We start from the raw sequence: 12,048 nt of genomic DNA on the forward strand, positions 1-12,048 counted from the left end.
AAACTTTTAGATTAATATACCTATTGATTCTCAATCCTAAACAACTTGTCATTTTGAGATAGTTTAAGTATAAAGTATTCTTCTCTATTTAACTCACTTGGTAGCTTATCTTTTAAAATAGATGCGACAAATTGCATGTTTTTTTCATTCACAATTTCAGCAATTTTGGATAATTGATTATTGTGCATCAATTCTTTTTTATCATTGAGCAAAAAATGTAAACAAGAAATATTTTCTGCATCAGCGAAAGAAATATAAGCAATATCAAAAGCTGAAATTTCACCTTGTTTTTTACCTGAACTAAAATTTAGATTAAATGTACTAAACTTGTAGAGTTTCTGGTTGTTCTTATCTGTTGCTTTCTCATATTTTATAGCATATTGCTCCCCGTACATCTGATTAGAAATTGAAGAAAAATGCTTATTAAATTTCAAAATTTGTGTTTTTACAATTTGCTCAAATTCATCAGAAAACAGCACATCGTCGATTATATTTAATTGTTCATTATAATCCTTGACATTTTTTTCAACTTCATTTAACTGCTGTATAATATTCTCGTATTCACCTTTCTGTCGATACTTTTCATTTAGGTCTCCAATCAATTTTTCCAAATCTTCAAATGTATCGCTTTTAGCAATTAAGTTAGTAAGCTCCTTTTCTTGTTTTAAATGTTGCTTTAATTGTTCGCTCTTGATAATTATCTCATTTTCAAGCTGTGGCAATTCGTTTGAGATGAACTTAATTTTTTCATTAAGCATTTGATTGTGGTACTTTACCAAGTCATCAAAGGTTTTTTGAATATTATCTATCAACATTGTGGTTTGTTGATAGATTTGGTATAGTTCGTTCAAGTCTATATTTGAAACAGAAGAAGCCAATTCTTGCTCACTTTCTTTGATTAAATCACGTCTTATTTTAAGTCTGTTTATCTCAGAACTGAGTTTATTTAATTGATACTTAACCAGGTTGAGCTTATCCAAATCTCTTTCAAAGTTATCATTCAAATTTAAGTTGGCCTTTTTTTTATTAAGCACTTTTATATCTTCTTCTATTAAAGAAAGGACTGTTTCATAGGTATTTTTAGTTTGATTTTTCTCTAACCGTTTTTGAAAAGTATGCTCTTGCTTTAGTTTGATTAGAATCTCTTGTTTCTCGCTTCCCTTATTAAAATCACAATCAAATAAAAATAAATACATCGTTTCATACTCTGCATCAGTAGTATATCTATCTAAAGTTTTTAGCGTATTATTGATACTTTCATCTCTATATCTAATATTGTGAGAAATGATCTGCCTTAAACTTGGTTTTTCTACTTGATGTTTGGGGAATAACAATTTTGTCAATTCCAATTCAAAATCCTTATCCTGAATATCTTGTTCATTTATTCGTCTAATAGCATTTTTTCTTGAAAGAAAATTCCTTTCTATTACAATTTGCTTTGCATTTGAATCATCAAGATTTTCAGCAAGAATAAGCGTTATAAGAATTTTATTATTCTCTAAAAATTCTTTTACTAATGGATAGGTTACTTTAGGATTTTCTTGATCAGTATAAATGATTTTGCCGTCCGCACCAAAGCAGAAATCAATCAATTTAAGCACTGTAGTTTTCCCTACATTATTGCCTGTGGACGTATCTTCTAAATTTATTGTTTCATCAACGATCAAATTAATCCCTCTCCGAAAGGGGATTTTCGGATAATTTTTTTCTCACTTGATATGGTCAATGATTTTATGAACATAAATTGACTACTCCCTTATCATTTAATTCTGCAATATTTGTTAGAAACAACCAATCCAAACACAAAACAAAAAGAGAAAATGAAATATTTGTTTTCTTTCTTACATCTTGATATAAATCGATAAAATCCCTACTACCCTTGTTTTGTAAAGATTGCAAAACAAAAGCACTATTGTAATATATAGTATTTTCAGGTCGTATGTTATCAGGAATTAGCATAGTTGTAATTTTCAGGATTTTCAAATATTTTACAACGTATAAAAGCGTCAACAGGCATTATATCTACACCTAGCTCTAACTCGTCCATTGGAATTTTTACAAAATTTGCACTTTGACGTATCTTATCTTTTTACCCTTAGAAATAATTCATCCCCAGAAATATTAATTGTTAACTCTATATATTCTTGCCTAATGCTCTGCAAAACAGAAAAACTTTTATTAACACCTTGTTTGTCAAATTCACTATAAATTCTTTCTAATCTATTGTGGTGTATTTTGTAATCATCTATTGTATATTTTGTTCTTGTCAGACTATTATGAGCGATTTTTCTGTCTATTTCAAAGCTTTTGAGATTCAAATTTGAATTATCGTTTAAATTTTCTTTTGCCAGAATGTTGACAATTGTGGTTAAATTTGAGTCTAGTTTTTCTATATCAGTATCATGTCCTAACTCTTTCTTGATAAACTCCTGAATTTCTCTTTGTTTGTCAATAGTTAACGATATAATAAAGTCTAATATTGATTTAACGTCGTAAATGTCTGTTTGAGGAGCAAATGCAATGTTATATGGATTGTTAAAAGTTTCTTTTCGCCTATTACTCGCATCTTTTGAGATAGAAATAAACTTGAAACTATAATCTGAATAGTCTTTTAGAATATCTTTTGCCAACGTATCCTCAATTTTCTTTTTTGTATTTGTTGCTGAAACCTGAATAAATATCTTATTTGTTTTATCAATCAAATCAATAGACGGGACATTTTGTAAGTTAGCATTTTCGTTTTCAAGTTTCCAGTCAAAAAGCAAATTAAAGAGGTGCAAATAAAAGTTTTCAGAATGAATATGTAAGTCAAGGATATTCAATTTACCACGAAGTTCAATCCTTGTGGCAAGAATATTTAATTTTTCTTCAATATAGTCAAAGTACCAAGACCTATTCATGATTTCTTAATTTTTACAAAAATAATATACAACTTTGGGTTGACCTATTCTGTGTTCAAGTTTATAAAATAATACTTGTAGATTATTTTTTAATAAAAAAGAGATACATCATACTATCAATGTTCCGATTAAGCGGAAATAATTTCATTGTTTCGATAATTCACTACAATTACAACTAAGAACTACCAACGCCTTATAAAAGAAAACCTCATAAGCTTGCTTATGAGGTTTTTATATTTCCGAAATTCCAAATCGAATTAAATTCCCAAGATCTTCTTATTCAATTCAATATCTGCACCACCGCCAGCGAAGTCGTCGAATACTTTTGACGTAGCTTGGATGATGTGTGAATCAATAAATGGAGCTCCTTCTGTTGCACCTTGAACGGGGTCTTTGATAGCACATTCCCACTCTAACACTGCCCAGCCATCGTAGCCGTATTGGGTTAGTTTCGAGAAAATCGAACCAAAATCCACTTGTCCATCGCCCAAAGAACGGAAACGTCCAGCACGATTGACCCACGATTGATACCCACCATAAACGCCTTGTTTGCCCGTAGCATTAAATTCGGCATCTTTTACGTGGAACATTTTGATTCTTTCATGATAAAAATCAATGTACTGTAAATAATCTAAACACTGCAATACAAAGTGCGATGGGTCATAAAGCAAGTTGGCACGTTTGTGTCCGCCTACTTTTTCCAAGAACATTTCAAAAGTAACACCATCGTGCAAATCTTCGCCTGGGTGAATTTCGTAGCAAAGGTCAACACCAGCGTCTTCAAAAGCATCCAAAATAGGCAACCAACGGTTAGCCAACTCAGTGAAGCCTTGTTCTACCAAGCCCGCAGGACGTTGTGGCCAAGGATAAACCGTATGCCACATCAAAGCACCAGAGAAAGTAGCGTGAGCGTTCAAACCTAAGTTTTGAGAAGCTTTAGCCGCCCATTTCAATTGTTGAACTGCCCATTCGGTACGAGCTTTCGGATTTCCTTTTACTGAATCTGGAGCGAATCCATCGAACATTACATCGTAAGCAGGATTTACTGCTACCAATTGTCCTTGCAAGTGTGTCGAAAGTTCGGTGATTTGGATACCTTTATCCGCCAATTTACCTTTCAACTCATCGCAATAAGTTTTTGATTCGGCAGCCAATTGTAAATCAATTGCACGAGCATCCCAAGTAGGGATTTGTACGCCTTTATAGCCTAAGCCAGCTACCCAGTCTGTAATAGAATCAAGGGTATTGAAAGGAGCAACGTTATCTAAAAATTGTGCTAAAAATATAGCAGGGCCTTTGATTGTTTTCATTGTGTTTATTGAATGATTGAGTGAGTTGTGATTGAGTGATTTTAAAATTTCAATCAACAACTCATTTAAACTTTACCAAATTTTCTACTGATTATTTACGCTTGCCGTCTTTCTGGCTTTAGCGAGTATTTTTAAAATTTCGTAACCTTCATTGATGAGACTTCTAACTTTTACATCTTCATAAAACTTGGCATCTATTGAATATTCCAACCAAAATATACTTTCATCCAATTCTTCAATGACTATGCTGATTTTTGCATAAAATTCATTTTTACTTCTCGCCCTTCTTACGGCTCTGTAATTGGCAACAGCCGAAGAGGATGAACGTATCAATTGTCTGGCGATATTCTTAGCAGAAGCAGTCTTTAAAAATAAGTCATCGCACAAGGGCATACAGCGTAAACCGAATGCTTTTATGCGTCCAAACATAAGTTCAGCAAACTCATCTTTTGGAAGATAATTGTTAGTATTCATCATTTTAAGGCGTAAAATAAGATTGGTGATTAAGTCAATCTCTCAATCACCAATCACTCATTCACTAAATACTAAACCTTCACCCAGCTTTGGCTTCTGTGGCTATCGAGGATTCTTTCGCAGATTAATAATTCTCTGTAACCATCCGCAAAAGTTGGATAGGTTGGATTTTCTGGTTGTTTGCCAGCGGCAACGGCAGCATATACTTCTTTGAATAATTGTTTTGAAGTATCAGGGAAGCCTTCGTTGTGTCCACCCGGGAAGGTCATCAATGCACTTGCTTCTGGGTAAGCCAAAGAAGGGTCGCGCATCAACGACTGGTTGTAGCCATCACGATTACCAATCCAGATTTCGTTTGGTGCTTCAGAGTTGAAAGCAAAAGTTTTCTTACCTCCAGAAATTTCTAATTTCAATTGGTTTTTACGACCCGCCGAAACTTGCGAAACCGTTACCGAGCCACGGTTGCCATTATCAAAACGCAATAAAACGTTGGCATGGTCTTCGGTAGTAATAGGTACATCGGCATAATCTTCTGGTTGAAGCATTTTGCCCGAATATGTTTCTACTGGTTTTAGTGGCTTTTTACGAGTTTTGTGAATCGTATTGAAATCGGCCATTACTTCTACCGTTTTTAAGCCAGTGATATATTCGATAATGTCCATCAAGTGTGAACCAATATCAGCAATTGCACGAGAATCGCCCGATTTATCTGGTTCTAAACGCCAGTTATAATCAGTTTCATAGAATAACCAGTCTTGTAGATACGAGCCAATTACTGAATAAACATCACCCAAATCACCTTTTTCACGCATGGTTTTCATTTGACGAACCAATGGATAATAACGCAAGTTGAAGTGAACCGCATTTACCAAACCTGTTTCTTTTGCTAAAGCAACCAATTCTTCGGCTTCGTGCAAATCTTTTGCCAAAGGCTTTTCACAAACCACGTGTTTTCCAGCCAACAAAGCAGCCTTTGATTGTGAATAGTGCAAAAAGTTAGGCGTACAGATATGTACACAAGCAATATCTTCCATTGCCAACAATTGTTCAAACGTACAAGGACGTTCGATACCCAACTGAGCCGCTTTAGCCGTAGCTAGTTCGATATTTACTTCACAAAGAGCAGTTACTTCAACGTTTGGTAGTCTTCTAAGGGCTTCGATGTGTGCAGGACCAATAAATCCAGTACCTACTACACCTACTTTGATTTTTGACATGAGTTAATTGATTTGTTTTTTGGGGGATAAATTTATTTGATTGTTTTAATGTTCTGAATGCTGGGTTTATTTCGATGAGATTAGGTTTGAAATATCCCAAAGTTGCCATTTTTTATGTTTAATCTCATCTTGATTTTTCTGCAGCATCGACAAAAATAGCTCTAAGCCTAAAGGTTCGTTGCCATTGGCATGAACCAGTACCAAGCTCCCCTGATGAATAGCTTGTCCTTTGGCAAGCCAAGCATCGCTACCGAGGGGTAATAGGCCATACGACAAAATTTGGTCGAAAATAACTTTGCTCGATACCAACCCCGGAAATCTGAAATAGATAGAAGGGACAAGGCCATTTTCTAGCATAGCTTGTTCGTTGAGCAATACCTCGTCGGCAATCACTGTTCCCTTTTCTAAAAGAAAATTATCTTTTAGTGGTAGCTTTGGGTCATAATGATGATTATAGCTGTGATTCACCCACGTAATTCTGAGGTTGCCGAGTAACTCCTGTTGTTTTAACCAAGCCAAATCGTCGAGGTGATTTTTCATCCAAATACCAGTTACCGTAATCGTAATTGGCACGGGGCGTTCGCTAACTTCAAAACCTTTGATAACAGCTTCAAAAAAACTTCTAGCAAGCGGTTTGCTAGAAGGGCATAGGTCGACCGTAAGGCTAAAGCCATTTACAGTAGAGTCACTTTTACTGATTCCTGCATCTTGCAAGCTAATATCTTTTTGTTGCTCAAGCTTCCAGTCGTGGATATACCTTGACCCTCGGAAAATGCCTGATATAGCCTCCCAGCTAAGGGCTTTGGTTGCTATATTGCTTAGGATATTGGTTTTTAGGGTACTGGGGTTCAAAACCAAATATTGGGTACTATTGTTTTGTGTCCATTTGCGTACAACTATCTGGTTGTTATAGTTGGCAAAGTACACCTGATAATCTGTAATTTGTGTAAATCCCTGAACAAAGCATACTAATACCAATATGAAAGCGTAATGATATTTTCTCAACATAAACAACTTTTTGTTGTCGAAATAGGGGCTTTTTTTTAGCATTTTTATTTAAGAGTCAGGATACCTTTTGTACAAAAATAATGAAGATTTGGAGAAAAATTGTATTGTATTACCTGTCAAATCTCTGTAATCTTGATTCAAATTTACAGAATAAATAATACCCTGCTAATGGTTTTGTTATTGGCAGGGTAATTATTGTATCATGATGATGAAATACCAACTAGATTTCAAACTTTGTCCATTTTTCTTCAGAAGTAGCCGATTTGATTACGGTGCTGATAAAGCCCATTCCACGTAATCCTTCTTCAACTCCTGGGAAATCATAAATTTCTGGGTCGTAGCCATCAATCCCCGTTCCTTTTCCTAAGCCACCAGTAGCACCAGCTTTGTTTTCGGCACCCCAACGAGCACGCAAAGCATAAGCAAAGTTGCGATAAATACTAGCAAAGGTTTCGATATAGCCTTCTGGGTGGCCTGCTGGCTGGCGAGTATGTGCTTGGGCATGTGGCGAAAGGTTGCCAACACCAGTACGAATAATACGAGAGCCATTTTCTTGATTAGTTAGTACCAAGGTATTTGGGTCCATTTGTCGCCATTTTAAGCCTCCAAACTCACCGTATACTCTAATATTGAGGTCGTTTTCTTCACCATTACAAATTTGACTATTGTGCAAAACGCCCTTTGCTCCGTTGTCAAAACGGAGTAGGATATTGGCATCGTCATCTAACTGGCGACCTTCAACAAAAATAGTAAGGTCGGCACAAAGTTCGGTAATTTTCAAGCCTGTTATATACTCAGCCAAATTTTCGGCATGAGTACCAATGTCGCCTACACCACCAGCAGCACCGCTACGGGCAGGGTCGGTACGCCAAGCGGCTTGTTTTTGTCCAGAGGCTTCTACCAATTGCGACAGCCAGCCCTGAGGGTATTCTACGATAACTTTACGAACCTGACCAATTGCCCCAGATTTGATAATCTGTCGAGCTTCTTTTACCATCGGGTAAGCCGTATAGTTATGGGTAAGGGCAAACAACAGACCTGATTTTTCAATAATAATAGCCAATTCTTTAGCCTCTTCGGTGGTGAGGGTAATGGGTTTGTCCATTACTACATGAAATCCATTTTCAAGAGCAAATTTGGCAGCAGGAAAATGCACGTGATTGGGTGTTACAATCGACACAAAATCCATGCGTTCGCCTTCGGGAAGGTTTTTTTCTGTAAGAATCATTTCTTCAAAAGAGCCATATACTCGTTCTGAAGGAAGGTAAAGGGCTTCGCCAGTTGCTTTTGATTTTTCGGGATTTGAGCTAAAAGCACCACAAACTAGTTCTACTTCACCGTCTAATGCGGCACCTCTGCGGTGAACAGCTCCAATGAAGGCTTCTAAACTGCCTCCAATCATACCCATTCTGATTTTTCTAGCCATTTTTTAAGGGAAATTAGGTATTAAGTTTTATATAAATAATCAAAGGATAATAAGCAATCGTAAAAAATATATAGGTACAAAGTGATTTTTTGGAAAAATAGCTTGATGATTCCTCCTAAATCACTTGTATATTTTGCATGAAATATCTCGATTTTGTGATGTATTTGGCTGATAGTAAGGTTTTTGGTTACTAATTCACAAATACATTAAATTATGTTATTATTGAGTATATTTCAACTAACAAACACTGAATTTACATGATATTCGACTTAAATTTGCTAAGATGAAGTAGTATTTGGGCTAATAGCTGAGCCAATATTGATACTCAAGTACTATTTTGATACAAATATTGGTAAAACAAGTTGAAAAAACACAGCTTTTGACCCGCTTTATACCGTTTGATTGCAAATTTTAATTAAAATTATTACAAAGTCGTCTAGTAAATACGGAAATCTTTTTGTTTTTTTGGCATGGATTTTTTTTAGTCTAAATTATATAAAAATAAGAACACTGTCCCTTTTATTAATCTTAAAACCCTAATTTGTTATGTCCCAAATAGTTAATCGTAATCGATTATTTTTGGCAAGTTGTTTTGCTTTAATCACCACCGCAATGGCATTCGGTATTCGTGCTGGGGTGCTTACACAGTTGGGTGCCGAATTTAACCTTGATGCCGAGCATTTAGGTTATATCAACCAAATGGCTTTTCTTGGATTTCCTATTGCCATGATTATTGGCGGTCCTTTGTATAATGTACTTGGCCCTAAAAAAATTATTTGGGTTGCCTTTGTTACTCACGTATTAGGGTTAGTACTCACCATTTACTCTAGTGGTTTTTGGACTTTATTGATTTCAACATTCTTTGTAGGTTTTGGTAATGGTACTGTCGAAGCAGCCTGTAATCCAATGATTTCGGATATGTTTGAAGGAAACGAAAAAACCAAAATGCTCAACCGTTTCCACATGTGGTTTCCGGGTGGTATCGTAATTGCAAGTCTTTTGTCTGAGTTTATGACTTCGGCAGGTATGGGCTGGCAAATGCAAATTGGAGCTATTTTAATTCCTGCATTTGGGTATGCGTTTTTATTCTTTGGACAAACATTCCCTGAAAGCCAAGATGAAGGAGCTGTATCTACAAGCCAAAACCTCAAGGCTATGCTCTCGCCATTGTATTTATTTATGTTGGCATGTATGGCTATTACAGCTATTTCTGAGTTTGGCCCCGAGCAATGGATCGGTCCAGTATTGGGTAACGCAGGAGCTAGTCCAATGTTGATTTTAGCTTTGGTAACAGGTTTGATGGCCGTAGGTCGTTATTTTGCAGGCCCTATTGTTCATAGCCTAAACCCAACAGGGGTGTTGTTAGCTTCGGCGATTTTTGCTACAATTGGTGTTGTATTGATGAGCCAAGCAACTGGTATTATGGTATATGTATCAGCTATTATTTTTGCTGTTGGGGTATGTTATTTCTGGCCTACTATGATTGGTTTTGTGGCTGAAAACTTGCCTCGTACAGGTGCATTTGGCCTTTCTATTATGGGTGGTATGGGTATGTTTTCTACTTCTATTTTCCAACCAGTAATCGGAAAATGGTTGGACGATGAAAAGGCAGCTGCTGCTGCTAAAGGGTTGTCTGGCCAAGAATTAGACCTAGCCGCTGGCCAAGCTACCCTAGACAACATGGCTGTATTTCCATTTATTCTGATTATTGCATTTACGATTTTATATTTTATCATGCGTAAGCGTGGAACCGTTGCATCTCACTAAGATATTGAGTTGTGAATGGGTGAGTTAGTGACTTGTAAATAATGTTTGATATTGTTATCGACTAATTCACAACCCCTTTTTCACAACTCAATCACAATAAAAAGAAACCCCACCAATAGTATATCGGTGGGGTTTTCTATGCTAACAATCGCAATATTTAAGAGTAGTTTGTATATGTTTAGAAGTAAAATATCTGAATATCGTAATAGCTCAAAGATTGTTTTTGACTAATTTTCTAAATGAAAAATCGGCAAGGTGTGATAATGCTTCACTTTTTGCCAAAATAATTAACCCAATAATACTAGCTCCTGCTGAGGTAAGTAAAACCGCCATTTTTGCCATATTTTTTAACACTACATCGCCCAAAGACAATTCGGTTATAAATATAGACATCGTAAAGCTTGTACCCGCAATAACTCCTATTCCTAGGATTTGAGGCCATTTTACTTTTTCGGGTAAATGTGCTATGCCTAATCGTACACCCAGCCATGTGGCCAACAAAATCCCTAAAGGTTTACCAAGTAGCAGTCCAAACATGATACCCAGCATGTGTGGTTGCTGAAATATTTCCCATCCCTCAAAATCAATTGGGACTGCTACATTAGCAAGGGCAAATAAAGGGACAATCAGATAATTAACAGACTTTTGCATGGCGTGCTCAAAGTTCATTAATTGATTTATAGGGATAGAAAGAGCTGTAATAATACCCGCTACTGTAGGATGAATACCTGCTTTGGGTAAACTCCACCAAATTACCAAACCGATAACTATATAGCAGTATATATATTTCGTATTAACCTTATTAAGCAACCAAATCCCAGCAATGCCAGTCAATGTTATACCTAAGTAAAGCCAATTTAAGGTATTAGAGTAAAAAAAGGTAATGGTCAAAACTGCGAATAAATCGTCGATGATAGCAAGGGCAATAAGAAAAATTTTAAGCTTTAAAGAAACCTTCGACCCCATAAATGTGAGTACTCCTAACGAAAAGGCAATATCTGTTGTCGTTGGAATAGCCCAACCTTTAGCTGTAGGAGTATTGATATTGAAAATCATGAAAATCATCATGGGCATCAATACACTCCCTAAAGCAGCCAATAGAGGCAATGTTGCTTGTTTGAGTGTTTGAAGTTCTCCTTGAATCAGCTCCTTTTTAATTTCTAATCCTATTAGAAAAAAGAAGACCACCATGAGTCCTTCATTAATAATATTTTTTGTGCTAACATTCGGTAAAAAACTGCTTACAGGCTTGTCCCAAAATCCAATATATCCTTCGCCATTGAGGGGAATATTGGATAGTAGCAACGAAATGAAAATAGCATTCAATAAGAGAAATCCCCCAAGCTGTCCAGTTTCGCCAATTTCATTGATGGGGCTAATGAAATCTTTGAAAGGCTGTGTAACTAAGGTATCAATTCTCTTTTTCATTATATACTTGATAAGAGCCAAATAACGTAATCTGGATTACCACGTTTAATTACTGGATTTAATCAATTGAGGTTCAAAGCCCCTGAATACTTGTATTATTATTTGTGCGTAAATACTAGCAAAGTGTTTTAGACACCAGCGTTTTAAAAGAGCTATCTGAGCGTCGCTACAATATTCAATTCCTTTTTGTAGCTCTTTTTTAAACAAGAAAGGGGAAAAACTAACTTTCTTTAAAATAAGTTTGACATAATTGAGACGAGAAATTTTCGTCTTTTTAATTTTTACTTCCATCATTCAAAAATTTAGAGTATATAAAACTTTAGAAGCATTAAGCCTTTTTGAGTTGAGTAAATTTATATATCATAGAGTTCTTGTTTTGATGAAACGGATATGCCGATGAGGAGGGCTTTTAATAGAGTAGCTATGTTTACAAAGAAGTAAGGGGGCAATCGAGCCACAAGATGAAGGCTAGTCAGTGTGCCATTATCTTACAACTACTTGCCCCAGAACTTCGTTAA

At 35.8% G+C, this 12,048-nt stretch carries 10 protein-coding genes; 1 reads left to right on the forward strand and 9 read right to left on the reverse strand.

Annotation, left to right across the window (positions count from 1 at the left end):
• Positions 1 to 20: 20 nt before the first annotated feature.
• From FLEMA_RS73650 to FLEMA_RS0151320, 8 genes are all read right to left on the reverse strand, one after another.
• Entirely contained in the window at positions 21 to 1,667 is a 1,647-nt protein-coding gene (locus FLEMA_RS73650) for a DUF2326 domain-containing protein (protein ID WP_218918545.1), read from the reverse strand.
• 64 nt (positions 1,668 to 1,731) lie between these two features.
• Positions 1,732 to 1,959 (reverse strand): ABC-three component system middle component 6, encoded by a 228-nt coding sequence (locus FLEMA_RS77380; RefSeq protein ID WP_026997970.1) that lies wholly within the window; start codon positions 1,957 to 1,959, stop codon positions 1,732 to 1,734.
• Between the two features lie 122 nt (positions 1,960 to 2,081).
• On the reverse strand, positions 2,082 to 2,900 hold the full coding sequence (locus FLEMA_RS73655; protein WP_218918546.1) for an ABC-three component system protein: 819 nt from the start codon (positions 2,898 to 2,900) through the stop codon (positions 2,082 to 2,084).
• 257 nt (positions 2,901 to 3,157) lie between these two features.
• Positions 3,158 to 4,210, reverse strand: coding sequence for a sugar phosphate isomerase/epimerase family protein (locus FLEMA_RS0151295; protein ID WP_026997137.1), 1,053 nt, complete (start codon positions 4,208 to 4,210; stop codon positions 3,158 to 3,160).
• 84 nt (positions 4,211 to 4,294) lie between these two features.
• A complete protein-coding gene (locus FLEMA_RS73660; RefSeq protein ID WP_229359512.1) occupies positions 4,295 to 4,687 on the reverse strand; it encodes a four helix bundle protein in 393 nt (130 codons plus the stop codon).
• A gap of 68 nt (positions 4,688 to 4,755) precedes the next feature.
• Entirely contained in the window at positions 4,756 to 5,901 is a 1,146-nt protein-coding gene (locus FLEMA_RS0151305; protein WP_026997138.1) for a Gfo/Idh/MocA family protein, read from the reverse strand.
• Between the two features lie 66 nt (positions 5,902 to 5,967).
• Positions 5,968 to 6,951 (reverse strand): polysaccharide deacetylase family protein, encoded by a 984-nt coding sequence (locus FLEMA_RS0151310; protein WP_052354243.1) that lies wholly within the window; start codon positions 6,949 to 6,951, stop codon positions 5,968 to 5,970.
• A gap of 178 nt (positions 6,952 to 7,129) precedes the next feature.
• Positions 7,130 to 8,317: a Gfo/Idh/MocA family protein gene (locus FLEMA_RS0151320; RefSeq protein WP_026997140.1), complete on the reverse strand. Its 1,188-nt coding sequence runs from the start codon at positions 8,315 to 8,317 to the stop codon at positions 7,130 to 7,132.
• 564 nt (positions 8,318 to 8,881) lie between these two features.
• Between FLEMA_RS0151320 and FLEMA_RS73665 the strand changes: the two genes are divergently transcribed.
• Positions 8,882 to 10,102 (forward strand): MFS transporter, encoded by a 1,221-nt coding sequence (locus FLEMA_RS73665; protein WP_044173397.1) that lies wholly within the window; start codon positions 8,882 to 8,884, stop codon positions 10,100 to 10,102.
• A gap of 210 nt (positions 10,103 to 10,312) precedes the next feature.
• On the opposite strand, the gene nhaA is transcribed toward FLEMA_RS73665, so the two are convergent.
• Complete coding sequence (gene nhaA, locus FLEMA_RS73670) at positions 10,313 to 11,530, reverse strand: Na+/H+ antiporter NhaA (RefSeq protein ID WP_044173399.1); 1,218 nt, start codon at positions 11,528 to 11,530, stop codon at positions 10,313 to 10,315.
• Positions 11,531 to 12,048: the final 518 nt, after the last annotated feature.

It is taken from the genome of Flectobacillus major DSM 103, assembly GCF_000427405.1.
Taxonomy (GTDB): Bacteria; Bacteroidota; Bacteroidia; order Cytophagales; family Spirosomataceae; genus Flectobacillus; species Flectobacillus major.

What these genes read in the sequence shown, in the direction of transcription:
- FLEMA_RS73660 (WP_229359512.1), bottom strand. Translation starts at nt 4,687, where the DNA reads ATGATGAATACTAACAATTATCTTCCAAAAGATGAGTTTGCTGAACTT.
- FLEMA_RS0151295 (WP_026997137.1), bottom strand. Translation starts at nt 4,210, where the DNA reads ATGAAAACAATCAAAGGCCCTGCTATATTTTTAGCACAATTTTTAGAT.
- nhaA (WP_044173399.1), bottom strand. Translation starts at nt 11,530, where the DNA reads ATGAAAAAGAGAATTGATACCTTAGTTACACAGCCTTTCAAAGATTTC.
- FLEMA_RS73665 (WP_044173397.1), top strand. Translation starts at nt 8,882, where the DNA reads ATGTCCCAAATAGTTAATCGTAATCGATTATTTTTGGCAAGTTGTTTT.
- FLEMA_RS0151320 (WP_026997140.1), bottom strand. Translation starts at nt 8,317, where the DNA reads ATGGGTATGATTGGAGGCAGTTTAGAAGCCTTCATTGGAGCTGTTCAC.
- FLEMA_RS73655 (WP_218918546.1), bottom strand. Translation starts at nt 2,900, where the DNA reads ATGAATAGGTCTTGGTACTTTGACTATATTGAAGAAAAATTAAATATT.
- FLEMA_RS77380 (WP_026997970.1), bottom strand. Translation starts at nt 1,959, where the DNA reads ATGCTAATTCCTGATAACATACGACCTGAAAATACTATATATTACAAT.
- FLEMA_RS0151305 (WP_026997138.1), bottom strand. Translation starts at nt 5,901, where the DNA reads ATGTCAAAAATCAAAGTAGGTGTAGTAGGTACTGGATTTATTGGTCCT.
- FLEMA_RS0151310 (WP_052354243.1), bottom strand. Translation starts at nt 6,951, where the DNA reads ATGCTAAAAAAAAGCCCCTATTTCGACAACAAAAAGTTGTTTATGTTG.